Origin of the sequence: Kitasatospora misakiensis, assembly GCF_042656005.1 — a bacterium.
Taxonomy (GTDB): domain Bacteria; phylum Actinomycetota; class Actinomycetes; order Streptomycetales; family Streptomycetaceae; genus Kitasatospora; species Kitasatospora misakiensis.
Genome location: NZ_JBHSOF010000053.1, coordinates 33883 through 58289 on the forward strand (window position 1 = coordinate 33883; position 24407 = coordinate 58289).

The following is a 24407-nucleotide window of genomic DNA, read 5'->3' on the forward strand; positions in this document are numbered from 1 at the left end:
CCCTGGCGCCGGCGTTACCGCAGCTGCTCCGGCAGCGGCTCGGCGTGCAGCACCTCCAGGCCGGAGACCGCACGGGTCAGCGCCACGTACAGCCGCCGCAGACCGGTCCGCTCGTCCGGCTCGCCCGCGACCACCGCGGCCGGCTCGTCCAGCACCACGTAGTCGTACTCCAGACCCTTGGCCAGCGAGGCCGGGACGAGGGTGAGCCGGGCCTCGGCGCTGGTCTCGGTGCCGGGGGCGAGGTAGGGCAGCCCGGCCGCCGTCAGCGCCTCGGCCAGCAGCGGGATCCGCGCGTCGGCGGCGATCAGACCGGTCGAGCCCTCCCGGCCGAGCGCCCGCCGGCAGGCCTCGACCACAGCCTCCGCCCGCTCCTCCTCGGCGACCCGGCGCAGCGTCAGCGAGCCCGGGGCCTCGCGGACCGAGGTGGCCGGGGCCAGGCCCGGGGCGATCGACGGCAGCAGCCGGGAGGCGTAGGCGATGACCTCCTCCGGCACCCGGAAGCCCTTGGTCAGCTCCTCGACGTGCGCGGCCGGCTTGCCCAGGTGGTGCAGCGCCTCCGGCCAACTCGCCGTCGCCCAGGGGGTGGTGCCCTGGGCGAGGTCGCCGAGCACGGTCGCCGAGCCGGTGCTGCAGCGGCGGCCGACCGCGCGGTACTGCATCGGCGAGAGGTCCTGCGCCTCGTCCAGCACCACGTGTCCGAGCGAGGCGGTGCGCCGCACCAGGTCCGTCGCCTCGTCGACCAGGACGGCGTCGGCGGCGGTCCAGCGGGCGGTCTTCACCGAGCGGCCGGGCTTGGGCCACAGCACGGCCGCCTGCTCCTCGGCGGTCAGCACGCCCTCCGCGCAGGCGGCCAGGAACTCCGGGTCGGAGAGCAGCCGCAGCACCAGCTTGGCCGGGTCGACGGCCGGCCAGCACTGCTTGACCGTCGCCTTCACGGCGGCGTTGCGGGCCACCGCGTCCTGCACCCGGTCGTCCGGGGCCTCGCCGGACTGCTCCATCTTCAGCAGGACGGCGTGCGCGATCCGCTGCGGCAGCGCCTCGGCGGCTGCGCCGTAGCGGATCTCCCGGCCCTTCAACTCCTCGATGATCTCGGTCAGTTCGTGGACCGGCACGCGCCAGCGGCGGGAGCCGCGGACCACCACGCAGGGCTCGGTGGGCAGCGCGATGCCCGAGCGGACCGCCCGGCGCAGCACCTCGGCCATCCGGGCGTCGCCCTTCAGCCGGGCCGCCTCGGGGGAGTCCTCGCCGCGCACCTCGACGTGCCCGACCAGCTGCTGCACGGTCGCCTGCGCGACGTCCAACTCGCCGAGCGCGGGCAGCACCTGCTCGATGTAGGAGAGGAAGGCGTTGTTCGGGCCGATCACCAGGGTGCCGGTGCGGGCCAGCCGCTCCCGGTGCGCGTACAGCAGGTACGCCACCCGGTGCAGGCCGACGGCGGTCTTCCCGGTGCCGGGGGCGCCCTGGACGCAGAGGGTGCCGGAGATGTCGGCGCGGACGATCTCGTCCTGCTCCGGCTGGATGGTGGCCACGATGTCGCGCATCGGGCCGACGCGCGGCTTCTCGATCTCGGCGGCTAGCAGGGCGGAGGCGGTGTCGCCCTCGGCCGGGTCGGAGAGGTGCTCGTCCTCGTACGCGGTCAGCTCGCCGCCGGTGTAGCCGAAGCGGCGGCGGCGCTCGACGTCCATCGGGGCGGTGCGGCTGGCCCGGTAGAACGGCTGGGAGACCGGCGCGCGCCAGTCGATCACCATCGGATCGCCGTCGGCGTCGTGCACGTGCCGGCGGCCGATGTAGAAGCTCTCGCCGCCGGAACCCTCGCTCAGCTCCTCGCTGATCGCGTGCAGGTAGTCGAGCCGGCCGAAGAACAGCGGGGTGTGCGCGAGGTCGGCCAGGGCGGCGATCCGGGCCTCGATCTGGTTCTGCAGCACGATGGCGGTGACCCAGGTGCCGGTCACGTCGCGGATGTCCAGGGACTCCACGTCCTCGCGCATCGCGCGCAGCGCGGCCCGGGAGGAGGCGAGGTGGTCGCGCTCGCGCTGCAGGGGGTCGGTGGTGGGGGTGGCGGGCACAGCGAACCTTTCCGGCTGCCCCGTACGCGGGCGCAGCGGATCGTCGGAGCTCACAGTGGGGACAGCCGGCCGGTTGCCGAGCGGCCGGCACCTCCCCCGGCTGCCCGCGCGACTTCAGCGGGTACCACGGTTCGGGAGGGGACAGACGGACGATCTTAGCCGCGTCGGCCCCGGGGTTCCAGCCCCAAGCCCCTCGGGGTTCCACCCCCGAACCGCTCGGGGTTCCGCCCCCGAGGGGCTCGGGGCCTCCGTACCTCCGGAGGACGACCTCCGTCCCGTCGGGTACGGCCTTTGGGGTGATGGCCGCGGCCGATCGGGTGCCTACCGTGGAACACATGAGCACTCCACAGCACCGCACCCGTACCGCCCCGGCCGGCGCCACCGCCGCCGCCGGGCGCCGCCGTCACCCGCTGGGCACCGCCGTGCGCAACGTCGGCATCGCCCTGGACACCGCCGCGCGCGTGATCTTCCTCGGGCGCGACGGCGTCCGCTACTGAGCCCTCCGAGCCGGGCCGTCCGAGCCGGGCCGTCCGACGGCTCCCGCTACAGCACGTCGTCCGCGTCGATGATGCGGTAGGCGTAGCCCTGTTCGGCGAGGAAGCGCTGGCGGTGGGCCGCGAAGTCCTGGTCGACGGTGTCCCGGGCGACCACGGAGTAGAAGTGGGCGGCGTGGCCGTCCGCCTTGGGGCGCAGGACCCGGCCGAGCCGCTGGGCCTCCTCCTGCCGGGAGCCGAAGGTCCCGGAGACCTGGATGGCGACGGTCGCCTCGGGCAGGTCGATGGAGAAGTTGGCGACCTTGGAGACGACGAGCACGCCGATCTCCTTGTTGCGGAAGGCCTCGAACAGCTTCTCGCGCTGGGCGTTGCTGGTCTCGCCCTTGATCACCGGGGCGTCCAGGACCTCGCCGAGCTCGTCGAGCTGGTCGATGTACTGCCCGATGATCAGCGTCTGGTCCTTCTCGTGCTTCTTGACCAGGGCCTCCACCACCCGCCGCTTGGTCGCCGTGGTGGCGCAGAACCGGTAGCGCTCCTCGGGCTCCGCGGTGGCGTAGGCGAGCCGCTCGGAGTCGGTCAGGGTGACCCGGACCTCGCAGCAGTCGGCGGGCGCGATGTAGCCCTGCGCCTCGATCTCCTTCCACGGCGCGTCGAAGCGCTTCGGGCCGATCAGGCTGAACACGTCGCCCTCCCGGCCGTCCTCACGGACCAGGGTGGCGGTCAGACCGAGCCGGCGGCGGGCCTGGAGGTCCGCGGTGAACTTGAACACCGGGGCCGGCAGCAGGTGGACCTCGTCGTAGACGACCAGGCCCCAGTTGCGCGCGTCGAACAGCTCCAGGTGGGCGTAGACGCCCTTCCGCTTGGTGGTCATCACCTGGTAGGTGGCGATGGTGACCGGGCGGATCTCCTTCCTGGTGCCGCTGTACTCGCCGATCTCGTCCTCGGTGAGCGTGGTCCGCTTGACCAGCTCGTGCTTCCACTGGCGGGCCGAGACGGTGTTGGTGACCAGGATCAGCGTGGTCGACTTGGCGTGCGCCATGGCCGCCGCGCCGACCAGGGTCTTGCCGGCGCCGCAGGGCAGCACCACGACGCCCGAGCCGCCGTGCCAGAAGCCCTCGACCGCCTGCGCCTGGTACGGGCGCAGGCTCCAGCCGTTCTCCTCCAGGTCGATGGGGTGCGCCTCGCCGTCCACATAGCCGGCGAAGTCCTCGGCGGGCCAGCCGAGTTTGAGCAGCACCTGCTTGATCTGGCCGCGCTCGGAGGGGTGCACGACCACGGTGTCCGGGTCGACCCGGGCGCCGACCAGCGGGGCGATCTTCTTGGAACGCAGCACCTCCTCCAGCACCGGACGGTCGGTGCTGCTCAGCACCAGGCCGTGGGTGGGGTGCTTGGCGAGCCGCAGCCGCCCGTAGCGGGCCATCGTGTCGGCCACGTCGACCAGCAGCGCGTGCGGCACCGGGTAGCGCGAGTACGTCACCAGGGCGTCGACGACCTGCTCGGCGTCGTGGCCCGCGGCCCGGGCGTTCCACAGCCCGAGCGGGGTCACCCGGTAGGTGTGCACGTGCTCCGGCGCCCGCTCCAGTTCGGCGAACGGCGCGATGGCCCGTCGGCAGTCGGCGGCCTTGGGGTGGTCGATCTCCAGGAGGAGAGTTTTGTCGCTCTGGACGATGAGCGGTCCGTCGTTCACGCGGGGAAGCCCTCCACTGGCTGACAGGTCGGTCGGGTCCGTGGGTCCTGCGGGATGCCGACCCTCCAGTGTCGCGCATCCGGCCGGGTGGAGGGGACCGCCCCGGGTGACCGTCCTCGTTCACCGCTCTCGGTGAGCGGCTACTTCCACTCGTAGAACTTGCCGGTGGACTTGCCGTCCGCGGCGACCTCGTACTCGAAGAGGCCGACGACGTGGTTGAGGCGGTCGAGCTGCGGTGAGCTGGTGGAGAAGAACAGCGAGCCGCGCCAGCTGGTGCCGCCGCCGTCGGTGAAGTGGCCGATCCCGATGCCGTGCCAGGTGACGCTCTGGCCGTCGGCCGTCATGTCGACGCCCTGGCCCTCGCCGCGCAGACTGCCGTCGGCGCGGAGTTCGGACTCGTAGGTGCCGAAGCCGTTGACCGCGGTGCCGTAGTAGCTGCCGCCGCCCTCGAACGAGACCTCCACGACGACGTGGCCGTCCCCGGCGTCGAGGACGCGTCGGCCGATGTCCCGGCCCTGGGTGTCGCCAATGAGATCGCCGAGCATGATGACTCCTTTCATCAGCCCCCGCATTCCGGACTACGCCGGTGGAGGCGATGCGTCAACCGCGGGTACGGGCCGTGCGGGACGGGGTGCGGGGGGTGACCGTGGCGGGAGTGGCTCGTTGATCCGTGCATGAACAAGTCGAAGCGCGTCCTCACCGCTCTCGCCCTGGCCGGTACGGCCTTCGCCGCAACCGCCTCCACGGCCACCTCCGCGCACGCGATCGCGGGCGTCGGCGAGGGGCCGGGCGGACTGCTGGCCTCCCCCGGGTTCCTGCTCGCCGAGCTGGCCGGGGCCGACACCGTGATGCCGGTCGGGCAGGGCGACCTCGCCGCCATGGCGGACAAGGCGATCAAGGAGAAGCAGGCCGAGCAGGCCCAGCAGCAGGGCCACTGAGACCCGGGGGCCGCGTCGTACGGCCCCGTGCGTCGTACGGCCCCATGTGCCCTACGGCCCCCGCGCCGGTCACTCGTCGAGTTCGGCGACTCCGGTGATCCGGTGCAGCGCGAAGGTGCGCAGTTCGCCGTCGTGGTGGTCGAAGGCGGTGACGAAGCCGCCCTCGACCTTCACCGGGTCGATGATGCGCTGGCTGGCGAGGCCCTCCGCGTTGAGGTAGCCGATCCACATCCGCTCGCCGAGCAGGACCGCCGTCTGCAGGGCCGCCAGGGTCTCGGCGGCGGCCGTGCGCGGCAGCTGGCGCCCCGCTGGGACGGTGGGCTCGCGGCGGACGGCGGTGGCGGCCCGGTCGCCGGCCCGGATCGCCTTGACGGCGGCGGCGAGCAGGGTGTCGTCCGGCGTCGGCGGGCCGTCCGGGACAGGCACCGGGGCCGCGCGGGGCGGGGTGCGGTGGCTGTCCGGGCGGGTGATCAGCACGTCGCCCTCGGCGGACTCGGCGGCCGGCGCGTACCCCATCGCGCGCAGCGTGCCGAGCAGCGCGTCCGGCGCCGCCTGGGCGGCCAGCACGGTGGGCGCGAGCAGGCGCAGCCGCAGGTCGGCGGAGCGGCGGTCGGCGAGGATCTCGTTCAGCAGGGCCGGGTCGTCGCAGCGCAGGTAGGACGAGGCGGCGCCGACCCGCAGCAGGCCGTGCCGCCGGGCGACGTCGTCGATCAGGTAGCCGAGCGGCTGCGGGACCGGCGTGCGGGAGTGCTGGGTGAGGAAGGCCCGCAGGTCGGCGGCGGTGCGCCCGGCGTCCAGGGCGCGGCGGACCGACTCGGGGGTGAACCGGTAGACGGTCGCGCCGCCCTTGGACTCGATGTCGGCGCAGAGCGCGAGCGCGTGGGCGAGCGGGGTGAGCAGCGGGCCGGGGGCGATCGCGGTGAGGTCCGGCTGCAGGATGACGTGGTCGAGCGGCCGCGGCAGCAGCGGGGCGAGCACGCCGGCCGGGTCGGCCTCGGCGGTGAGCAGGGCGCGGGCGGGGGCGGCGAGGGCGCCGCGGCCGGTGATGCCGAGGAGCTCGGCCTCGGCCAGGGTCCAGGTGACCAGGTGCTCGCGCAGGTCGCGGCCGTCGGGGTCGGTCGGTCCGCCGCGCAGCGGGCGCTGCCAGCGCAGGGTGGGCAGCAGTTCGCCGGTGGTGGCCGGGGTGCCGGGCGGGAGTTCGGCGAGCAGGGCGAGGGCGGCGCGGCGGACGGAGGGGGCGAGGGTGCGGTCCAGCTCAGGCCCGAGCGCGGCGCGCGCCTTGCCCTTGCCGTCGGAGCTGCCGGCCAGGGCCGGGACCCGGGTGGCGGCGAGCCAGGCGCGGGCGAGCACGGTCCAGCGCTCGGCGGTGTCCAGGCGCAGCCACTCGTCGTACCCGGGGGTCGGCGCCCAGTGTTCGTCGACCTCGCCGTCCGGGGCCAACAGGCCTGAGGTGTAGGCGAGTTCGAGCCAGAATGCGGCGACCGACTCGGTGGTCTCCAGGGCCTGGGCGGCCCGCTTGAGGTCGCGCACGCCGAGGCCGCCGGCGCGCAGGGTGGGCGGCGGGGTGAGGCCCCAGAGGTCCAGGAGCTCCTCGACGGTCCGGACGGCGGTGTGCGCCTGCCCGGCGGCGGCGCCGTCCACGGCCTGGGGATCGCGCGGCGCGGCGGCGGGCGCGGGCTCGGGCTGGACCGGCTCGACGGTGCGGTGCGAGCGGCCGCCGCGCAGGTGCAGGGCGAGTTCACGGGGCAGGACGACGCTGCCGGGGCTGGTGGGCAGCAGCAGGCCGCGGGCCAGCAGCCACTCGACCGGGCTCTGCGCGTCCTGCGCGGTGACCGGGCGGGTGGCGTCCGGGACGGTGCCGGTGGGCGGGCCCCAGACCAGCCGCTCCAGCAGCCGCAGCGCGGCCTCGGGGGCGGTGGCGAGCAGCGCGTCGCAGCGGGCGCGGTCGCCGAGCAGCGTGGCGAACGCGGTGACGGCGGTGACCGGGTCGGGCGTCGCGGGCTGCCCGGCGGAGGCGAGCAGCTGCTGGAGGCGGGCCGGGGACATGCCGGTGCTCGCCTCGGCGAAGGTCGGGCCGAGGCCGGTGCGGCCGGGGTTGGCGGCGGTCGGCGCGAGCGCCTCGCGGGCCGCGATGACCAGGCGCAGGCCGTTGTCCGGGCCCCAGAGCAGGGCCCGGTCGCGCAGCGTGGCCAGGGCGCGGGGCAGCGCGGTGGCGACGGCGGACCGGTCGGCGGCGCTCAGCGGGGTGGCCTCGGGGTGCGGCTTCACCTTGACCGGCCCGGCCAGCAGGGTGCGGACGGCGGTCGGCGAGGCGCCGTCGGGGAGCGCGGCGAGGGCCTCGGCGACCTGGAGGGTGAACCGGTCCAGCCGCTCCAGCGCGCGCAGGGCGGAGGCGCGGGAGGACAGCCGGGCGGTGAGCTGGGTGAGGTCGCCGGGCACGGGGTTGAGCAGGTCGGGGCGGGACCGGAGCAGGGCGGCGAGGTCGTCGTCGGGACGGGCGCGCAGTTCCTCGGCGAGGGTGCGGGGGCCGGCGACGGGCTTGGCCTGGCGTTGGGAGCCCTGCTGTGTGGTCATTCGACCTAGGTTAGTCGGGCGACGGCGGGGTGGGAGGGCCCCGGCGTCGGCGGAATCCGCGGCGTCGGGGGGATCCCCGGCACCGGTGGGGTAGCTCGGTGGCGCGGCGTCGGCGGCGCGGGTGGGGACACCGGTGGGGACGCGGGCGGGAGCGCGGATGCGAACGCGGGTGCGGCCGGGCGGCGTTCCGGCTCGCGTGGCGGGGCGGCGGGTGGGTACCGTCACGGTCGGCGGGGATGACGCCTCGTCCGGACGTGTGTCGGGTCCGGTTCGGTACGGGCAAGGCGGGGTGTGGGGATGTCGGACGGCGAGTGGTGGCGCAAGCAGGGGCCCTGGAGCGAGCCGCCGGGCGGTGCCGGGGCATCCGGTGCCGGGACGTCCGGCGGGGCGTCCGGTGCGGGGACTTCCGGTGGGGACGGGGACAGCGTGTACGCGCGGGAGCCGGCGCCCGCCGCTCCGCCCCGCCGCCCGGTGCCGCCGCGCCCCGCCGGGCCGCCGTCCGGTGGGGCGCCGGACGGGTCGGCCGGCGCGTTCCTGCCGGCCCCCGCGCGCTCCGACCGGGGTGCGGGCCGGGACGGCGGCTCGCCGTGGACGGCGAAGCCGGTCGACGACGCCCCCGCGGACCCCGAGGCGCTGCCACCGGCCTACCGCGCCGTGAGCATGGGCGACTGGGACTACGTGACCATCGACTTCGGGGACGGCCCGATCGCCTCCAACCGCCCGATCCCCGACCAGCGGTCCGCCACCGAGCCCGGTGCGGAGCCCGGACCGGAGCCGGGGACGGCGGCGGACGACCCGGCGACGGCGGGGGATGCCGCAGCGGACACAGCGGACACAGCGGACACAGCGGGCAAGGGCAAGGGCAAGGGCAAGGGCAAGAGCAAGGGCCGGGGGAGGAAGGCGGCCAGGGCCCAGGCCCAGGCCCAGGCGCGGGGCAAGGGCGGTCCGCCGGCGTCCGCCCCCGCCGACGGCGCCCCTGACGCGGCGGGCGGGCCGGCCAAGCCCGGGTCGGCAGGCGGACGCCGCCCCTCGTTCCTGCTGCTGCTCTCCGCCGCGGTCCTGATCGGCGGCGCCGTCACCGGTCAGCTGATCGCCATGCTGATCGGCTGGGCACTCGGCTACCTCTCCCGCCATCTGTCCGACTTCACCCGCAAGTTGGCGGTGTTCGGGATCCCGCTGATGGTGATCAGCGGGAGTTCGCTCTGGTACTGGGGCCGCGCGCAGGGCCGCTGGGGTGCGGCGCCGCAGCCGGGCGAGCAGGGCTCCCACGCGATGTGGGAGGCCGCGCCGGGGGTGCTGCGGGTGGCGGCGGTGCTGTCGGCGGTCTTCCTGCTCCTGATGTCCCTGCGTCGAAAGGGCGGTGGCACGGCCTAGCGGACGTCGGCACGGACCCTGGGGCCGAAGTGGGACGAAGGCGTCGCCTGCTGTTCATGGAGCGTCGCACACCCGCCTGATGGAATGTCAGCCGTGGTGTTATCGGTCCGCAACAACAGCAGGAGGCCCCCCATGTCGTCATCCCCGTCCCCGGCCACCCCCGGGCGGTCCGCCGTGATCGGCCGCCGCGGCCTGCTGGTCGGCGCGGCCGTCGCCGCGGGCGCCCAGGCGCTCAACATCCGTACGGCGCACGCGGAACCGGTCCGGCGCGACCCGTTCCTGCTCGGCGTGGCCAGCGGGGACCCGCTGCCCGACGCCGTGGTCCTGTGGACCAGGCTGGTCGCCGACCCGTTCGACGCCGCGTCCCTGGGCGCCCGCTCCGTGCCGGTGTCCTGGGAGGTCGCCGCGGACCCGGGCTTCCGCCGGGTCGTCCGGCGCGGCGTCGCCGTCGCCGAGGCCGGATACGCGCACAGCGTGCACGTCGACGTCCGTGGGCTCCAGCCCGGCCGCGACTACTGGTACCGCTTCCGCACGGGCCGCCACCTGAGCCCGTCCGGCCGCACCCGCACCGCCCCGGCGGCCGGCGCCCGCCCCGGCCGGCTCCGCCTCGGCGTGGTCAACTGCCAGGACTGGCAGCACGGTTACTGGCCCGCGTACACCGCCCTGGCCGCCGAGGACCTCGACGCCGTCGTGCACCTCGGCGACTACATCTACGAGACCGACCCGGACAGCCGGTACCCGGACCGCCTGCACACCACCCCGCAGACCCCCGGCCTCAACCAGTTGCTCACCCTCGCCGACTACCGGGCCCGGCACGCGCTGTACAAGACCGACCCGGCCCTGCAGGGCGCGCACGCGGCCTTCCCCTGGATCGTCACCTGGGACGACCACGAGGTCGAGAACAACTACGCCGGCCTGGTCGACGAGGTCGACGACACCGGCGCCCGCCACCAGGACACCGCCGCGATGGCCCGCGAACGCGCCGCCGCCTACCAGGCCTACTACGAGCACATGCCGCTGCGGAACCCGTACCGCGCCGGCTCGCCCGACTACCGGCTGTACCGCCGCTTCGACTTCGGCGACCTGCTGCGCCTCAACGTGCTCGACACCCGCCAGTACCGCACCGACCAACCGGGCGGCCACTCGCAGGACTTCGGCGCCGTCGGCGACGGCCTGGGGAACACCGCCGGCACGCTGACCGGCGCCGAGCAGGAGGAGTGGCTGCGCCGCGGGCTGGCCGGCTCCGGGGCCCGCTGGAACGTCATAGCCCAGCAGGTGATGATGAGCCAGATCCGCTTCCCCAACTTCCTGGACCCGGCGCACCCGCTGCCGCCGCTCGCCAACCTCGACCAGTGGGACGGCTACGACCCGGCCCGTGCCCGGCTGCTGCGCTTCCTGCGGGACGCCGCGGTGGCCAACCCCGTGGTGCTCGCCGGCGACATCCACTCCTCCTGGTTCAGCGACCTGCGGATCGACCGCGACGACCTCGCCGCCGCCCCGGTCGCCGTCGAGTTCACGGCGACCAGCATCAGTTCGGACTTCCCGGCCGCCTTCGACGCGCCGCTCAAGGCGCTCAACCCCACGCTCAACCCGCACGTGCGGTACTTCGAGGGCCTGCGCCGCGGCTACCTGCGGCTGGACGTGGACCGGGAGCGGTGGCTGACCGACGCCCGGACGGTGGACAGCATCGCCGTGCGGGAGTCGCCGGTGCGGACCTCCGCCTCCTGGGCCGTGGTGGCCGGCGAGCCGGGCCTGGTCCCCGCCTGACCGTGCCTGACCGTGCGCCGGGCCGGCCGTCCGGCACAATCGGCGGCATGCTGAGAATCGGTTCCGTGGTGCTCGGAGTGGTGGACGTCCGCCGCGCGGTGGCGTTCTGGGGCGAGGCCCTCGGGTACGTGCCCCGTGACGGCGTGGTCGAGGACGACTGGGTGGTGCTCCAGCCGGCGGACGGGGCGTCCGGCGTCCAGGTGGCGCTCGGCCGGAGCGTCACCCCGCCGCAGGAGCACCCCCGGGTCCACCTGGACCTCTACGCGGCGGACGCGGCGGACCAGGCGGCCGAGGTGGAGCGGCTGCTCGGCCTCGGCGCGCTCCGGACCGACTGGGACCTCTATCCGGAGGACCCGGACTTCGTGGTGCTGGAGGACCCGGACGGCAACCGCTTCTGCGTGATCGACGCGAGCCGCTCCTAGCCATCCCCGTGGTCCCTGTCGTCACGGTCGTCGTCCCGGTCCCAGTGGTGCTTGCCGTGACCGGGGCGGCGGCCGGGGCGGCGGAGGCGGCGGTGCTCGGGATCGTCCTCCAGGCGCTGGGCGCGGGTCTCCATGCCGGAGCGGACGGTCCGGCTCAGGGCGCCGGCGGCCGCCGCCAGGAACACGAAGTTGTAGGCGATCTGCAGGAGCACCACCAGGCGCGGCCCCTGCCCCGCCGGGGTGATGTCCCCGTAACCGATGGTCGCCATCGTGACGACCGTGAAGTACAGCGCGTCCAGGCGGGTCTCCAGCCCGTCGAACTCCCCGGGGCGGTCGGCCAGGACGTAGTAGGTGCCGGCGAAGACGGTCAGCGAGAGGCAGATCAGGAACGCCAGCCAGACGCCGGGGTGGCGGCCGGTGCCCCGGATGCTGTCGACGATCCGGGAGAGCAGCAGCCCGGTCAGCATGGTCAGCACCGCCCCGAAGAGCACCCAGCCCACCACCGGCTGCTCGTTGCCCAGGGCGCGCAGCGGCAGGGTGAAGTAGCCGAGCATCAGCAGCGTGAAGGAGCCCAGCAGCAGACCCCAGGCCCGCGGGTCGGGACGGTCCCGGGGCGGCGGGGCCGTCGGCGGGGGCTGCTGGTTCGCGAACATCCCGGCCAGCCTGCCCCGGTGCGACCGCGACCGCGCCCCGGGCTGCTCCGTCCGGGGCGGGTCGCCGGGCGTGTGGGCGGGTGTGCGTGCGTGCGGCCGGCCGGGGCCGGACACGACGAAGCCCCCGCCGTGGGGCGGGGGCTTCGGCCGGCTTCGTGCCGCCGCGTGTCGGCTCAGGCGGTGGTGGTGGACCGGGGCTGCTCGGTGGCCTTGGTCACATTGGTCGGGTTCACGGCCTGGCGGGGCTGCTCGGCGGCCGGCTGGGCCGGCTGGGCCGGAGCGGCGGTGCTCTGGGCGGTGCCCGGCGCGGCGTCGGCGGCGGGAGCGTCGTCCTCGCGCATCGCCTTCGTCTCCGCTTTGAGGATCCGCATCGACTTGCCGAGGCCGCGGGCCATCTCCGGCAGCTTCTTCGACCCGAACAGCAGGATCACGACAGCCAGCACCACAAGCACGTGCCAGGGCTCAAGACCGTTACGCAGCATCCCTGGCCACCGGTCCCTTCTCGTCTAGAGTCGTACGTCACAGTTGGGCAAAGCGCCCGTGCTGGCCAGTATGCCTGCCCGGGGCGGCGAACGTATACACCGGTCGGGAAACGCTGGTCAAAAACCAGGTATTGCGCGGACGGACGATCGAGCGGCTCGGCGGGCATCGTGCCTGGTCGGCGGCCCCCCCGACCGCACCGCCCGCACCATCAGTCCCGACGGGCCAGCAGGTAGCCGCGGCGGGTCTCCGCCTCCTCCGGGTACGGGCCGCGCTCCAGCCTGGCCGTGACGGTGAACCCGGCCTCGGCCAGCAGGCCGGCGACGGTGTCCGGCTCCAGGAAGTGGAAGTCCACGTCCACCGGGTGGCCCCACCACTCGTCCAGCGTCCGCACCTCGGTGCCCAGGTGGAAGGAGACCAGCAGCACCCCGGACGGCCGCAGCACCCGCCGTATCTCCTCGAAGGCGGGCCGCAACTCCTCGGGCGCGAGGTGGATCACCGAGTAGAGCGCCACCGCGGCGGCGAACTCGCCGTCCGCGGCGGGCAGTCCCAGCAGGTCGCCGACCCGGAACTCCAGCCCGGGGTGGTCCCGTCGGGCGACCGCCACCATCGCCGGCGACAGGTCCACGCCGACCGCCTCGGCCCCGCGCTCGCCCAGCCACCCCGTGACGTGCCCCGGCCCGCATCCCAGGTCCGCCACCGTCCCCCCGGCGGCCTCCTCCAGCACCACCCCGAGCAGCGCCCGGTCCATCACCTTGAACGCCAGCTCGCCGCCGATCCGGTCCCGGTACTCCTCCGCCACCGTGTCATAACTCGCCCGCACCCGCCCGTGGTTCATGTCGTCGACCATGGTTGCACCCTGGCACGCCGCCACCGCCCTCCGCACCCGGATATCGCGCGTCCCGCGGGGGAGAGGCCGGCCGGGGGCGGGTCCGGACAACGCGGCGGCCCCTAGAAACCGCCGGGTGGGCGGGGGCCGCGATGACGCGCGTGCGGGGGATCGGGCGGGGCCGGTCAGACGGTGGCGGGGGCGGCGTCGGGGGCGGTGGGCGCCGGGGCGGCGGCGGGGAGGTGGTGCATCAGGCGGTAGGCGAGGAGCGAGGCGCCGACCGCGAGGACGAGGCCGACCACGGCGGCGACGTGCAGCCCGTCGGTGAAGGCGGTGCGGGCGGTGGCGAGGAGGTCGGTGCCGAGCCGGGCGGGCAGCTGGGCGGCGACGGTGACCGCGCCGCCGAGGGTGTCCTGTGCGGTGCGGGCGGCCTCGCCGTCCAGCCCGGCCGGGAGGGCGCCGTCCAGCCGGGAGCGGTAGACCGCGGCGCCGGCCGCGCCGAGCAGCGCGATGCCGAGGGAGCTGCCGAGCTCGACGGCGGTCTCGGAGGTGGCGGAGGCGGCGCCGGCCCGCTCGACGGGGGCCGAGGAGACGACCAGCTCGGCGGTGAGCGTCATGGTGCCGACGGTGCCGGCGGCCAGCACGCCCGCCGCGGTGAGGACGAGCGCCAGCGGCGAGTCCTTGCCGACCAGGGTCATCATCGCGAAGCCGGTCGCGCCGATCAGGAAGCCGCCGGCCATCATCACCGCCGGGCGGACCTTCCCGGCGAGCGCCGAGCTGAGGCCGACGGCCGCGCCGACGCCCACGCTGGGCACGAGCGACCAGAGCGAGGCGGTGAGCGGGCTCATGCCCTTGACCAGCTGGAGGTACTGCGAGGTGAAGAGGGTGAAGCCCATCATCGCGAACATCGCCACGGTGTTGACGGTGATCGCCCCGCTGAAGGCGCGGATCCTGAACAGGCCGAGGTCGAGCAGCGGGTTGGCGGCGGTGCGCTGGCGCCGGTAGAACGCGCCGCCGAGCAGCAGGCCGGCCAGGACGGCGAGCGCGGCGACCACGTCCCAGCCGTCCACCGCGAGCGTCTTGACGCCGTAGACCAGCGGCAGGACGGCGCCCAGCGAGAGGACGGCGCCGAGCAGGTCGAAGCCGCCGCGCTGCGGGGAGCGGTACTCGGGGAGCAGGACGGGGCCGGCGAGCAGGACCAGGGCCATCACCGGGACGGCGAGCAGGAAGACCGAGCCCCACCAGAAGTGGTCGAGCAGCAGGCCGCCGGCGACCGGGCCGAGGGTGGCGCCGGCGGTCAGGATGCCGCCCCAGGCGCCGAGCGCGATCTGACGCTGCTTGGGGTCGTGGAACATGTTGCGGATCAGCGCGAGGGTCGAGGGCATCACGGTGGCCCCGGCGACGCCCAGCAGGGCGCGGGCGGCGATCAGCTGACCGGCGCCGTCCGCGTAGGCGGCGAGCACCGAGGCGCCGGCGAAGCCCGCCGCGCCGACCATCAGCAGCCGGCGGCGGCCGATCCGGTCGCCCAGCGCGCCCATGGTGATCAGCAGGCCGGCCAGCAGGAACGAGTACATGTCCATGATCCACAGCTGCTCGGTGCCGCTCGGCGCCAGCGTGGTGGAGATGTAGGGGACGGCGAAGAAGAGCACGCCCATGTCCATGGTCAGGACGAGGGTCGGGAGCAGGAGGACGGCGAGGCCGATCCATTCGCGACGGCCTGCGCGGCCGGTGGTTGCGGTCATGGGGAAGACGGTACGGACGTGTCAGACGTTTGTCTAGTACGAGCGTCTGAATCGATCGTGCGAGACGTTCGTCCGAGATGGGTGTGTGAGACGGGCGTGCAAGACAAACGTCTTGATCGGACGTAGCATGCGGGCATGGGAAATCGTGAGGACCTCATGGCCGGCGCCAAGCGCTGCCTGACCGAGAAGGGCTACGGGCGCACCACGGCCCGGGACATCGCCACCGCCTCCGGCGTCAGCCTGGCGGCCATCGGCTACCACTTCGGCTCCAAGGAGGCGCTCCTCGACGCGGCGCTGATCGAGGCGACCGAGGAGTGGGCCGCCGCGCTGGGGACCGTCGTGGCGCGGGCCGCCGAGGCGTCCGAGGACCCGGAGGAGCGGTTCGTCGCGGTCTGGGACGGCGTGCGCGAGACCATCGCCGAGCACCGCGGGCTGTGGGCCTCGCAGTTCGAGGCGATGGTGCACGTGGAGCGGGTGCCGGAGCTGCGGGACGCGCTCGCCGCGATCCAGAAGGACGGGCGGCTCGGGCTGTCGGCGCTCTTCCAGGGTCTGCCCGAGGTGCCGGACACGGAGGAGGAGCTGTCCCGCGGCATCTTCTACCAGGCGCTGCTGGTGGGCCTGGCCGGGCAGTGGCTGGCCGCGCCCGAGCTGGCGCCCAGCGGGCGGGACTTCCTGCGCGGTCTTGAGCTGGTCGGCGGCTCGGTGCTGAAGCCGAAGGCCGTCCCGGCGGGCGGTCCGGAGTGGCACGGGCCCACCGGCTGAACCTCAGGCGGACCTCAGGCGGACCTCAGGCGGACCTCAGGCGGACCTCGGGCGGATCTCAGGCGGTGACGGCCGTCAGCAGCACCACCGAGTCGACGTGGGCGAGCAGGCCGTGCCGTTCCTGCGGCACGGTCTGCAACTGGCCGGTCGAGAGCTCCTCGCGGCGCCCCGCGATGGTGAGCGACACCCGCCCGCGCAGCACCTGGAGGCTGGCGGCGGCCGGGGCGTTGTGCTCGTCGAGTGAGGTGCCCGCGGTCAGGGCGATCACGGTCTGCCGCAGCACCCCGTCGTGCAGCACCAGATGGGCGCTGCGGCCGTGCGGGCTCTCGGCCGCCCGGGCCGCGTGCTCCGCGACGAGCTGTTCGAGATCGACCATCGCGCGTCCTCCTGCCGTCCTGCGGCGCCGGGCGCCCCTGTGCGGCCCAGCGTCCCGGACCGGCCCCGGGCCCGCACGCCGAGCGGCGCCCGTTCCGGTGCGGGTACCCGCGCCCGGGTGCGCTCGGCGTGCGGCGGGGGCCGACTGCACCCATCGTGGAGGCATGGCGACCAACGAGCGTTCTTTCAACGGGTTCCAGGTCAACCGCTCGCTGCTGGCCGGCGGCGCGGTGCTCACGGGTATCGGCGCGCTGTTCGGGACGGCGGGCGCGGTGATGGTGTGCGCGGCGCTGGCCACGGCCGGCCGCGACTGGGTACGACGGCTGGACACCCCGCCGACCGCCCTGGCCCATCGGGCCCTGCACGAGGCCAAGGTGGCGTCGTCGGCGGGCTGGGAGGCGTGGCGAGCCGAGCACCACTCGCCCAACTGAGTCCGGTGTTCCGGCGGTTCACCCGCCCGGCCTCGGCCGGACGGGTGAACCACCGGCGGCGGGTCCCGGGGCTCCGGGCCCCGCTCCGCAGCCGGGCCGGTTACAGCCCGAGCGACTTGGCGACGATGCTGCGCATGACCTCGCTCGTGCCCCCGTAGATCCGGAAGACCCGGTTGTCGGTGTAGAGCCGGGCGATCGGGTACTCCAGGATGTAGCCGTAACCACCGTGCAGCTGGAGGCACTTGTCGATCACGACGGAGGCCGACTCGGTGCAGAACAGCTTCGCCGCCGCGGCGTCCGCCACCGTCAGCTCGCCGTCCTGGTACAGCTCCAGCGCGCGGTCGACCATCGACTGCTGCGCCATCACCTGAGCCTCGCAGTCGGCCAGCGTGAACTTGGTGTTCTGGAACTCGGCGACCGTCTTGCCGAACACCTTGCGGTCCTTGACGTACTGCACCGCGAACCGCACCGCCGCCGCGGCGGCCGCGTACGCGCCGACCGCGATCGCCAGCCGCTCCTGCACCAGGTTGTGGGTCAGGTAGGCGAACGCCCTCCCCTCGTCCCCGAGCAGGTTCTCCACCGGCACCTTGACGTCGCTGAAGGCCAGTTCGGCGGTGTCCGAGCTGCGCAGGCCGATCTTCTGCAGCTTGCGGCCGACGGTGTAGCCGGGGGAGGCGGTGTCCACGCAGAGGATGGACAGTCCGGCCCGGCGGTTCTCCGGGTCGTACGGCGCGGTGCGACAGACCACCAGGACGAGGTCGGCGAGCACGCCGCCGGTGATGAAGGTCTTGGCGCCGTTGAGGACGTAGTGGGTGCCGTCCTCGGAGAGCCGGGCGGTGGTCGTGATGCCGGCGAGGTCGGAACCGGCGCCCGGCTCGGTCATCGCGATCGCGGTCATGAGGTCGCCGGAGACGAAGCCGGGCAGCCAGCGCGCCTTCTGCTCCTCGTTCGCGTACTCCAGCAGGTAGGGCAGCACCAGGCCGGTGTGCACCCCGGAGGAGCCGAAGCTGACGCCGGCCCGCATGGTCTCCTCGACCACCACCGCCTGGTACTTGAAGCCGCTCTCGCCCGCGCCGCCGTACTCCTCGGGCACCTCGATGCCGAACACCCCGAGCGCGCCGAGCTTGCGGTAGAAGTCGCGCGGCGGGTGGCCCGCGGCCTCCCAGTCCTCGTAGACGGGGACGACCTCGTTGGCGATGAAGTCCCGGATGGTCTCCCGGAAGGCCTCGTGGTCCTCGGTGAACACGGTGCGGCGCACGGCGGCGCTCCCTTCGACGGTGCCTGACCCGGCGCGGCCGGGCGGCCCGCCGATGGCCCCACAAGTTAATCGGGGGTAGCTTCGGCTGTCCAGGGTCGGGCGAAGGGCGTCCGGGCTGCTGCCGGGGGCCGGAAGGAAAGGCTCCGCAAGGCCCTAAGTGAATGCCTGCTAGCCTGCCGGGACAGGTGTACGAGCCGGTTCCGGGCCGGTCTCGGGGCCGGTCTCGGGGCCGTCGCCGGTGCCCTTGCCGGAGCCCAGTAGCTGTCGATCAGGAGCCGGGAGCCCGGGCGGCGGGCCTCGGCCGGCCGGAGGGGTGGGCGTCATGGTGGTGCGACGGCCGCCCGTGCGGGCCCGGCGGGCGCAGATCCTGGCGGTGGCCGCCGAGCGCTTCCACCGCGACGGCTACCACCGGGTCTCGATGGCGGAGGTCGCCGCGGGCGTCGGCATCACCGCGCCCGCGCTCTACCGGCACTTCCGGGGCAAGACCGAACTGCTCGACCGCACCCTCCGGGTGGGCCTGGACGCGCTGGCCGACGCGGTGCGCGCCGCCGGCTCGGCCGCGGAACTCACCGCCGGGCTGGCCGCCGTCGCGGTCGCCCACCGTCCGCTGGGCACCCTGGTGCAGCGCGACGCCCGGCTGCTGCCCCCGGACCGGCGGGCGGCGCTCCGCCGCGAACTGCGCGCCGACGTCGGCCGGATGGCCGCCGTACTGCGCGCCGAACGCCCCGGACTCGGTGCCGCGGACGCCGAACTGCTCTGCTGGTCGGCGCTGTCGGCGGGCGCCGGGCTCTCCTACCTGTCGGCCGCCCCGCAGCCGCGCCGGGCCGAGCGACTGCTCCGCGAGGTGCTCGCGGCGGTGCTCGCCGTCCGCTTCGACGCCGCCGGGGCCGTCCGGGCGTCCGCGTCCGCCCCGGTGTCCGTCTCTGAGGCCGGGTCGCAGCCGCGCCGGGAGGAGCTGCTGGCGGCGGCCGTCCGGCTGTTCCACCGGCGGGGCTTCGACAACGTCAGCACCGACCTTCTGGGCGCCGCGGTGGGGATCGCCGGGCCCAGCGTCTACCGGCACTTCGACAGCAAGGCGCAGTTGCTGGCCGCGGCCCTGGTGCGGGGGCGCGAGCGGCTCTGGCACGAGGTCGGCGGCGCGATCACCGGCACTCCGGGCGAGCCGGAGCGGGCCCTGACGGAGGGCCTGGCCGCGTACGTGGACTTCGCCCGGCGCCACGGGGACTACCTGGGCGTGATGCTGAGCGAGACCGAGCGGCTGGCGCCGCCGGACCGGCGGGCCGCGGTGGACTTCCGGCGGGACTTCCTGCGCGGCTGGGTGGACCTGCTCGTCCGGACCCGGCCGGAGGAGGACGCGGTGGCTGCCCGGATCCGGGTGCACGCGCTGTTCTCGCTGGTCAACGACGGGGTGCGGAACCGGCCGTCCAGCATGCGGCCGGATCTGGACGCCTGCCTGCTGCGACTCGGCCGCGCCGTCCTGGGCCTTCCCGGGCCGGAGGAGCCGGTTGCCCCGCACGACGCGGCCGGGTGACCGCCCCACGCTGGTGGGGCGGTCACCCGGCCGGGATCGGCGGAGGCGCTCAGGGGAGGAGAGCGGTTCAGCCGCCGAACTGCGGGGCGACCAGCGCGGCGAGGTTGCCGTTGCCCTGCAGCGCGCCGATGTTGCCGGCGTTGCCGGTCGCGGCGAGCGTGTTGCTCTGGTTGCTCGCACCTGAGCCGGTGGCGGTCTGCTGGTTGCTGATCACGTTGCCGTGGACGTTGCCGATGATGTTTCCGGAGCCGGTGTTGCTCACCACGCTGCTGTTGGAGTCGTGGTTCGCGCCGGCGCCGTTGTCGGCGTGGGCGGTGCCGATGCCGACGAGGAGGAAGGCCCCGAGGGCGGTGACGGCGGCGGCTGCGCGGATACGGGACACGGTGGTCTCCCTGAGGATGGGGTGCGAATGGTGGCGCGTTCCGGAGTGGCCGCTCCGCAGCGCCGTTGCCTGACGTCGCACGACCAGGATTCACCGGCGTCACGGACGAACTCCACCGAATGGGCGGGGATTCGCCCGATGGTGGTACCCGGATGATTGTCCGACTGCCGTGCCGATCGTGCGCACCTTCACCCCGATCGTCGCCGGGGGCCGGGGGCCGGGGGCCGGGGGCCGGGGGCCGGGGGCCGCCACCGCGCCGGACAGGCGTCCGCGTACGGCCGGGCCCGCCGTCCCGCACATGTGCGTCCGGGAGTTCGATCAGGCAAGGTGTATCCGAAGATCGATCGGCGGCCCGGGGGACCGGCACCGCCAGGGGCGGCAAGGAGCGGAAGTGCCGAAGCGGGGCCGGCCGGGCGGCGGCAAGAGGGCCAGGGGCGGCCGGGGCGTCCGGTCGCAGCGGCAGGCCCGTCCCGCGGCCGGGACGCGGCCGGTCCACCCGTCCGACGCACCGCCCACCGAGGGGCTGCTCGGACACCCGGCCCCGGTCGTCGAGCCGACCGTGGAGATCCCGCTCGTCCTGCCCGCTCCCGAGACCAGGGGCCTGCTGGCACCCGAGCCCGAGCCGGCACCCGAGCCGGAACCGGCACCCGAGCCCGAACCGACGCCGGCCGACGCCGAGCCGCTCGCCCCGCCGCCCCGCCGCCGCTCGGTGGCCGAGGACACCCTCACCCCCGAGGAGTGGCGCGCCGCCGGCTACACCCCGCCGACCGGCATCCCGGTCGGCACGCTCAAGCCCGGCGCCCCCGGCGAGGCGCCGTGGCCGGACCGGATGCGCACCCTGCTGCGCACCCCGATGTCCGAGCGCCCGGCCTTCGAACGGACCGCCCGCGAGCTGCACCCCTCGGCCGCCGCCGGCCGCAACGTCCCGCGCGTCCTCGACCTGACCCTGCGCATCGGCGAGCTGCTGCTGGCCAGCGGCGAGGCCGCCGAGGACGTCGAGGCGGCCATGCTCGGCATCGCGCACGCCTACCGGCTGGACCACTGCGAGCCGCAGGTCACCTTCACCCTGATCGGCATCTCGCACCAGCCCTCGCTGGTCGAGCCGCCGATCACCGCCGACCGGGTGGTCCGCCGCCGCACCTCCGACTACACCCGGCTGAACGCCGTGTACGAGCTGGTCGCGGACATCACCGCCGAGCGGGTGAGCGTCAACGACGCCTACCGCCGGCTCGCGGCGATCCGCCGCAACCGGCACCCGTACCCGGCCTGGATGCTCGCCCTGAACACCGGTCTACTGGCCGGCGCGGCGACCTTCCTGGTCGGCGGGCGGATCGACGACAAGGCCGGGCTGGTGTTCCTCAGCGCCTTCGTCGCCGCCGTGCTCGGCGACCGGCTGGCCTCGCTGGTCGCCCGTCGCGGACTGCCGGAGTTCTACCAGTTCGTGCTGGCCGCGATGCCGGCCGCGGCCTCCGGCATCGTGCTCTCCTTCAACGACCTGGGCCTGCGCGGCTCGGTGGTGATCACCGGTGGGCTGTTCGCCCTGCTGCCCGGGCGCGCCCTGGTCGCCGCCGTGCAGGACGGTCTGACGGGCTTCTACATCACCGCCGCGGCCCGGCTGCTGGAGGTGATCTACCTGGTGGCGGGCATCGTCATCGGCGTGATGCTGATCCTCTACCTGGGGGTCGGCTTCGAGGCGAAGCTCAAACCGGACGAGTCGCTGGCCGGGGTCAGCTACCCGCCGGTCCAGATGGTCGCCGCGCTGGTGCTGACCTGCGCCTTCGCGATGCTGCTGCAGACCGACCGCCGCTCGCTCGCCCTGGTCACCCTGAACAGCGGCATCGGCTGGGCCAGCTACGGCGTGCTGGCCTACAACGCCCAGCTCTCGCCGATCGTCGCGACCGGTGTGGCGGCCGGGCTGGTCGGCCTCTTCGGCCAGTTGATGGCGCGCTACCGCAACGGGTCCGCGCTGCCGTACGTCACCGCCGCGATCGGGCCGCTGATGCCCGGTTCGGCGCTCTACCTCGGCATGCTGTCGTTCGCCCAGGGCCACGCCAGCGGGGGTCTGGTCCAGATCACCCGGGCCGCCGCGATCGCCCTGGCGCTGGCCATCGGGGTGAACCTGGGAGGGGAGATCGCCCGGCTCTTCATGAAGCTCCCGGTCGGGGTCGAGCGGCCTTCGCTCGCCCCGGTGATCCCCCGCCGGGCGGCCAAGCGCACCCGTGGCTACTGACGCCGATCGTCGGCCTCCGGGCCATGTCGCGGCAGACCGCACGCAGCATCAGGAACGAAGGTAAGACCCATGACCACACTGCTGGACGGCTACCGCGAGCACATCGTCGCCGCGCACAAACAACCGCTGTTCCTGCTGCTGGTCGGGTTCATCACCTCGTTCGTCTTCATCCGCTTCAGCGTGCGGATGATCAGGGCCCAGGTGCGCTGGTGGCCCGGCAACGTGACGCCCGGCGGGCTGCACATCCACCACATGGTCTTCGGCCTGGGCTTCCTGCTGGTCGGCGGCATCGGGGTGTTCGCCACCTACGGCGGCCATCCGTGGATCGACCTCTTCGGCCTGCTCTTCGGCATCGGCTGCGGCCTGGTGCTGGACGAGTTCGCCCTGATCCTGCACCTGGACGACGTCTACTGGAGCGAGCAGGGCCGCAAGTCGGTGGACGCGGTGATCTTCGGCATCCTCTTCACCGGCCTGCTGCTCGTCGGGTACGTGCCGCTCGGCGCCGAGCCCACCGGGGAGACCAGGTGGGGCCTGGTCACGGTGATCTCGGTGAACGCGCTGGCGATGGTCGTCACCCTGATCAAGGGCAAGATGTGGACCGGCCTGCTCGGCATCATGGTGCCCGGCCTCTCCTGGGTCGGCGCGATCCGGCTGGCCCGGCCGAGCAGCCCCTGGGCGCGCTGGCGGTACGCCAAGCGCCCGCGCCGCCGGGCCCGGGCGCTCCGGCGCGAGCGTCGTCTGCACCGGCGCGCGGACATCGCCCGCACCTGGCTCTTCGACCTGATCGCCGGGGCGCCCGACAAGGTGTCGGCCAACCACCCGGCCGCCCACCGGGTGGCCGAACGGATGGCCGCCCGGGCCAGCGCGCACCTGGACGCGCACGCCGCCCGGGCGCTGGCCCGCCGCTCCGCCCGGCTGGCCGACCGCCGCTCGGCGGCGGGCGCGGGGGAGCACCCGTCCGGCGGCCACCGGATCCCCGGGGCCAACGGCAACGGCGCCGGCGCCGGCAACGGGGCGGCGTACGGCGGCGCTGGCGGGTACGGCGCGCCGGGCGATCCGGCGGGGCCGCAGAGCCGGTCCCAGCAGCGCAAGCGGGCCGTCCGGGCCGGTCGCGGCCGGACGTACGCCGTCCGGCCGACCGGGCAGCCCCTCCGACCCGGCCGGCACCGCTGGCTGCGACCGCGCACGCGCCGGATGAGTCGCTAGGGCTTCTCCCGGGCTTCGTTCGTATACCCTGACGGCCCGGTTGGGAGTGAGCTGCGGTCAGATCATCTGATGGTCACCCGGCCGGCGGTGCGGGCTTGAGGTGTGAAATCGGCCCGGCTTGAGAACATGGCGAGCAGTGACCGCTTTGTCACGGAATGAGATGCTTCGCCGGACTTCCGGCGACGAACGGGCGCCGGCCGGCCCGCCGTCGCCCCGGTCCCCTTCGCTGCCCCGGACTCCCGGTGGCACGGGTGCGCGACCGCTCCCTCGTGACCGTTCGAAGGGATGAATCGTGGCGCGCAGACTCCTGCCGACCCTCCTGTTGTCCCTCACCGCCCTGCTCGGGCTGCTCCCCGCCGCGGCGGCGGCCCCGGCCGCCCCGGCGGAGCCGGGCGAGTCCAGCGCCGCGGCCGGCCCGGCCGGACCTGCTGACCTTGCCGCCGGCCCGGCCGAGGAGGCCTACCCCTCGACCGAGGAGATCGACGGGGCCCGGGCCGAGGCCGAGCTCAGGGCCGGCTCGGTCGCCGCCATCGAGGCCGGCCTCACCGCCGCCAGGGCCGAGCTCGACACCGCCGCCCGCACCACCGAACAGGCCGTCGAGGCCTACAACGGCGCCCAGCTCGCCCTCGCCCGGGCCCGCACCGAGGAGTCCGCCGCCGCCGACCGGGCCGCCGCCGCCGAGGCCGAGCGGTCCGCCGCCGCCGAGGACGCCGCCGCCCTGGCCGCCGAAACGTACCGGCAGGGCGCCGGCGCCGAGCTCTCCGCGATCAACGCCCTGCTCGGCGCGCACGGCCCGCGCGAGGCCGGGGACCGGGCCGCCGTGGTCGGGGTCGCCAGCGGCCGGTCCCGGCAGATCCTCGACGCGGCCGTCTCCACCGCCGCCGAGGCCGGCCGCGCCTCCGCCGCCGCCCGCACCGCGACCGGGGCCGCCGAACGGGCCGCCGCCCCGGTCGCCGCCGCCCGGGAGCGCGCCGAGTCCCGGCTGACGGAGCAGCAGAACCAGGTCGTGGCCACCGGCCTGCGGCGCGAGCAACTGCTCGCCGAGCTGGCCGCCGCCCGCCGCACCACGGTCGAGCTGGAACGGCAGCGGCGCGAGGCACTGGAGGCGATCGCCGCCCGGGAGGCCGAGGCGGCGGCCCGCGCCGCCGCGGAGAAGGCGGCCGCCGAACGCGAGGCGGCGGAACGGGCAGCGGCGGAACGGGCGGC

The 24407-nt window shown here is 74.9% G+C and carries 22 protein-coding genes; 11 read left to right on the forward strand and 11 right to left on the reverse strand.

Translation table 11 applies throughout. The features are described 5' to 3' along the window. Positions 1 to 14: 14 nt before the first annotated feature. Entirely contained in the window at positions 15 to 2102 is a 2088-nt protein-coding gene (locus tag ACFP3U_RS30330; protein ID WP_380228952.1) for a HelD family protein, read from the reverse strand. 299 nt (positions 2103 to 2401) lie between these two features. Here ACFP3U_RS30330 and ACFP3U_RS30335 point away from each other — a divergent pair, with 299 nt between their 5' ends. Beyond that, positions 2402 to 2563: a hypothetical protein gene (locus tag ACFP3U_RS30335; protein ID WP_380228930.1), complete on the forward strand. Its 162-nt coding sequence runs from the start codon at positions 2402 to 2404 to the stop codon at positions 2561 to 2563. A gap of 46 nt (positions 2564 to 2609) precedes the next feature. Here the strand turns inward: ACFP3U_RS30335 and ACFP3U_RS30340 are convergent, their stop codons facing one another. Both ACFP3U_RS30340 and ACFP3U_RS30345 read right to left on the reverse strand, forming a co-directional pair. Beyond that, complete coding sequence (locus tag ACFP3U_RS30340; protein WP_380228931.1) at positions 2610 to 4247, reverse strand: DNA repair helicase XPB; 1638 nt, start codon at positions 4245 to 4247, stop codon at positions 2610 to 2612. 140 nt (positions 4248 to 4387) lie between these two features. Next, positions 4388 to 4792, reverse strand: coding sequence for a hypothetical protein (locus tag ACFP3U_RS30345; RefSeq protein WP_380228932.1), 405 nt, complete (start codon positions 4790 to 4792; stop codon positions 4388 to 4390). A 129-nt stretch (positions 4793 to 4921) separates the two neighbouring features. On the opposite strand from ACFP3U_RS30345, the gene ACFP3U_RS30350 reads away from it, so the two are divergent. Further along, positions 4922 to 5185, forward strand: a complete 264-nt coding sequence (locus ACFP3U_RS30350; protein ID WP_380228933.1) for a hypothetical protein — start codon at positions 4922 to 4924, stop codon at positions 5183 to 5185. A 69-nt stretch (positions 5186 to 5254) separates the two neighbouring features. Here ACFP3U_RS30350 and ACFP3U_RS30355 read toward each other — a convergent pair whose 3' ends face one another. After that, positions 5255 to 7759: a helicase-associated domain-containing protein gene (locus tag ACFP3U_RS30355; protein WP_380228934.1), complete on the reverse strand. Its 2505-nt coding sequence runs from the start codon at positions 7757 to 7759 to the stop codon at positions 5255 to 5257. 426 nt (positions 7760 to 8185) lie between these two features. Between ACFP3U_RS30355 and ACFP3U_RS30360 the strand changes: the two genes are divergently transcribed. The 3 genes from ACFP3U_RS30360 (at position 8186) to ACFP3U_RS30370 (ending at position 11322) form a co-directional block, all read left to right on the forward strand. Continuing rightward, entirely contained in the window at positions 8186 to 9133 is a 948-nt protein-coding gene (locus ACFP3U_RS30360) for a hypothetical protein (RefSeq protein ID WP_380228935.1), read from the forward strand. A 132-nt stretch (positions 9134 to 9265) separates the two neighbouring features. After that, positions 9266 to 10900, forward strand: coding sequence for an alkaline phosphatase D family protein (locus tag ACFP3U_RS30365; RefSeq protein WP_380228936.1), 1635 nt, complete (start codon positions 9266 to 9268; stop codon positions 10898 to 10900). A gap of 47 nt (positions 10901 to 10947) precedes the next feature. After that, positions 10948 to 11322, forward strand: a complete 375-nt coding sequence (locus ACFP3U_RS30370; protein ID WP_380228937.1) for a VOC family protein — start codon at positions 10948 to 10950, stop codon at positions 11320 to 11322. Here ACFP3U_RS30370 and ACFP3U_RS30375 read toward each other — a convergent pair. The 4 genes from ACFP3U_RS30375 to ACFP3U_RS30390 form a co-directional block, all read right to left on the reverse strand. Beyond that, a complete protein-coding gene (locus ACFP3U_RS30375) occupies positions 11319 to 11975 on the reverse strand; it encodes a potassium channel family protein (protein WP_380228938.1) in 657 nt (218 codons plus the stop codon). The genes ACFP3U_RS30370 and ACFP3U_RS30375 overlap by 4 nt on opposite strands. Before the next feature lie 173 nt (positions 11976 to 12148). Further along, positions 12149 to 12457, reverse strand: coding sequence for a Sec-independent protein translocase subunit TatA (tatA, locus tag ACFP3U_RS30380; RefSeq protein ID WP_380228939.1), 309 nt, complete (start codon positions 12455 to 12457; stop codon positions 12149 to 12151). Positions 12458 to 12666: 209 nt separating this feature from the next. Beyond that, entirely contained in the window at positions 12667 to 13305 is a 639-nt protein-coding gene (locus ACFP3U_RS30385) for a class I SAM-dependent DNA methyltransferase (RefSeq protein ID WP_380228940.1), read from the reverse strand. A 164-nt stretch (positions 13306 to 13469) separates the two neighbouring features. Next, positions 13470 to 15026, reverse strand: a complete 1557-nt coding sequence (locus ACFP3U_RS30390) for an MFS transporter (protein ID WP_380228941.1) — start codon at positions 15024 to 15026, stop codon at positions 13470 to 13472. Positions 15027 to 15161: 135 nt separating this feature from the next. Here ACFP3U_RS30390 and ACFP3U_RS30395 point away from each other — a divergent pair, with 135 nt between their 5' ends. Then, the gene (locus tag ACFP3U_RS30395) at positions 15162 to 15788 is read left to right on the forward strand and encodes a TetR/AcrR family transcriptional regulator (protein WP_380228942.1); all 627 of its coding nucleotides are present in this window, start codon (positions 15162 to 15164) and stop codon (positions 15786 to 15788) included. Positions 15789 to 15846: 58 nt separating this feature from the next. Here the strand turns inward: ACFP3U_RS30395 and ACFP3U_RS30400 are convergent, their stop codons facing one another. Continuing rightward, positions 15847 to 16164: a cupin domain-containing protein gene (locus ACFP3U_RS30400; protein ID WP_380228943.1), complete on the reverse strand. Its 318-nt coding sequence runs from the start codon at positions 16162 to 16164 to the stop codon at positions 15847 to 15849. A 163-nt stretch (positions 16165 to 16327) separates the two neighbouring features. Between ACFP3U_RS30400 and ACFP3U_RS30405 the strand changes: the two genes are divergently transcribed. Beyond that, a complete protein-coding gene (locus tag ACFP3U_RS30405; protein WP_380228944.1) occupies positions 16328 to 16594 on the forward strand; it encodes a hypothetical protein in 267 nt (88 codons plus the stop codon). A gap of 100 nt (positions 16595 to 16694) precedes the next feature. Here the strand turns inward: ACFP3U_RS30405 and ACFP3U_RS30410 are convergent, their stop codons facing one another. Next, positions 16695 to 17852 carry an acyl-CoA dehydrogenase family protein gene (locus ACFP3U_RS30410; protein WP_380228945.1) on the reverse strand — a complete coding sequence of 386 codons (1158 nt, stop codon included), beginning with the start codon at positions 17850 to 17852 and terminating at the stop codon, positions 16695 to 16697. A gap of 322 nt (positions 17853 to 18174) precedes the next feature. Here ACFP3U_RS30410 and ACFP3U_RS30415 point away from each other — a divergent pair, with 322 nt between their 5' ends. Continuing rightward, on the forward strand, positions 18175 to 19383 hold the full coding sequence (locus ACFP3U_RS30415) for a TetR/AcrR family transcriptional regulator (RefSeq protein ID WP_380228947.1): 1209 nt from the start codon (positions 18175 to 18177) through the stop codon (positions 19381 to 19383). 67 nt (positions 19384 to 19450) lie between these two features. Here the strand turns inward: ACFP3U_RS30415 and ACFP3U_RS30420 are convergent, their stop codons facing one another. Beyond that, positions 19451 to 19765 (reverse strand): hypothetical protein, encoded by a 315-nt coding sequence (locus tag ACFP3U_RS30420; RefSeq protein WP_380228948.1) that lies wholly within the window; start codon positions 19763 to 19765, stop codon positions 19451 to 19453. A gap of 391 nt (positions 19766 to 20156) precedes the next feature. On the opposite strand from ACFP3U_RS30420, the gene ACFP3U_RS30425 reads away from it, so the two are divergent. The 3 genes from ACFP3U_RS30425 to ACFP3U_RS30435 all read left to right on the forward strand — a co-directional run. Then, entirely contained in the window at positions 20157 to 21995 is a 1839-nt protein-coding gene (locus tag ACFP3U_RS30425) for a threonine/serine exporter family protein (protein ID WP_380228949.1), read from the forward strand. A 69-nt stretch (positions 21996 to 22064) separates the two neighbouring features. Then, on the forward strand, positions 22065 to 23201 hold the full coding sequence (locus tag ACFP3U_RS30430) for a hypothetical protein (protein WP_380228950.1): 1137 nt from the start codon (positions 22065 to 22067) through the stop codon (positions 23199 to 23201). A gap of 292 nt (positions 23202 to 23493) precedes the next feature. Next, the coding region (locus ACFP3U_RS30435) for a hypothetical protein (RefSeq protein WP_380228951.1) at positions 23494 to 24407 on the forward strand (914 nt) is incomplete at its 3' end.

Bases quoted from the DNA above. Each gene is read 5' to 3' on its own strand.
- ACFP3U_RS30430 (WP_380228950.1), top strand. From the start codon at position 22,065: ATGACCACACTGCTGGACGGCTACCGCGAGCACATCGTCGCCGCGCAC.
- ACFP3U_RS30350 (WP_380228933.1), top strand. From the start codon at position 4,922: ATGAACAAGTCGAAGCGCGTCCTCACCGCTCTCGCCCTGGCCGGTACG.
- ACFP3U_RS30355 (WP_380228934.1), bottom strand. From the start codon at position 7,759: ATGACCACACAGCAGGGCTCCCAACGCCAGGCCAAGCCCGTCGCCGGC.
- ACFP3U_RS30415 (WP_380228947.1), top strand. From the start codon at position 18,175: ATGGTGGTGCGACGGCCGCCCGTGCGGGCCCGGCGGGCGCAGATCCTG.
- ACFP3U_RS30345 (WP_380228932.1), bottom strand. From the start codon at position 4,792: ATGCTCGGCGATCTCATTGGCGACACCCAGGGCCGGGACATCGGCCGA.
- tatA (WP_380228939.1), bottom strand. From the start codon at position 12,457: ATGCTGCGTAACGGTCTTGAGCCCTGGCACGTGCTTGTGGTGCTGGCT.
- ACFP3U_RS30400 (WP_380228943.1), bottom strand. From the start codon at position 16,164: ATGGTCGATCTCGAACAGCTCGTCGCGGAGCACGCGGCCCGGGCGGCC.
- ACFP3U_RS30390 (WP_380228941.1), bottom strand. From the start codon at position 15,026: ATGACCGCAACCACCGGCCGCGCAGGCCGTCGCGAATGGATCGGCCTC.
- ACFP3U_RS30385 (WP_380228940.1), bottom strand. From the start codon at position 13,305: ATGGTCGACGACATGAACCACGGGCGGGTGCGGGCGAGTTATGACACG.
- ACFP3U_RS30405 (WP_380228944.1), top strand. From the start codon at position 16,328: ATGGCGACCAACGAGCGTTCTTTCAACGGGTTCCAGGTCAACCGCTCG.
- ACFP3U_RS30375 (WP_380228938.1), bottom strand. From the start codon at position 11,975: ATGTTCGCGAACCAGCAGCCCCCGCCGACGGCCCCGCCGCCCCGGGAC.
- ACFP3U_RS30335 (WP_380228930.1), top strand. From the start codon at position 2,402: ATGAGCACTCCACAGCACCGCACCCGTACCGCCCCGGCCGGCGCCACC.
- ACFP3U_RS30370 (WP_380228937.1), top strand. From the start codon at position 10,948: ATGCTGAGAATCGGTTCCGTGGTGCTCGGAGTGGTGGACGTCCGCCGC.
- ACFP3U_RS30365 (WP_380228936.1), top strand. From the start codon at position 9,266: ATGTCGTCATCCCCGTCCCCGGCCACCCCCGGGCGGTCCGCCGTGATC.
- ACFP3U_RS30395 (WP_380228942.1), top strand. From the start codon at position 15,162: ATGGGAAATCGTGAGGACCTCATGGCCGGCGCCAAGCGCTGCCTGACC.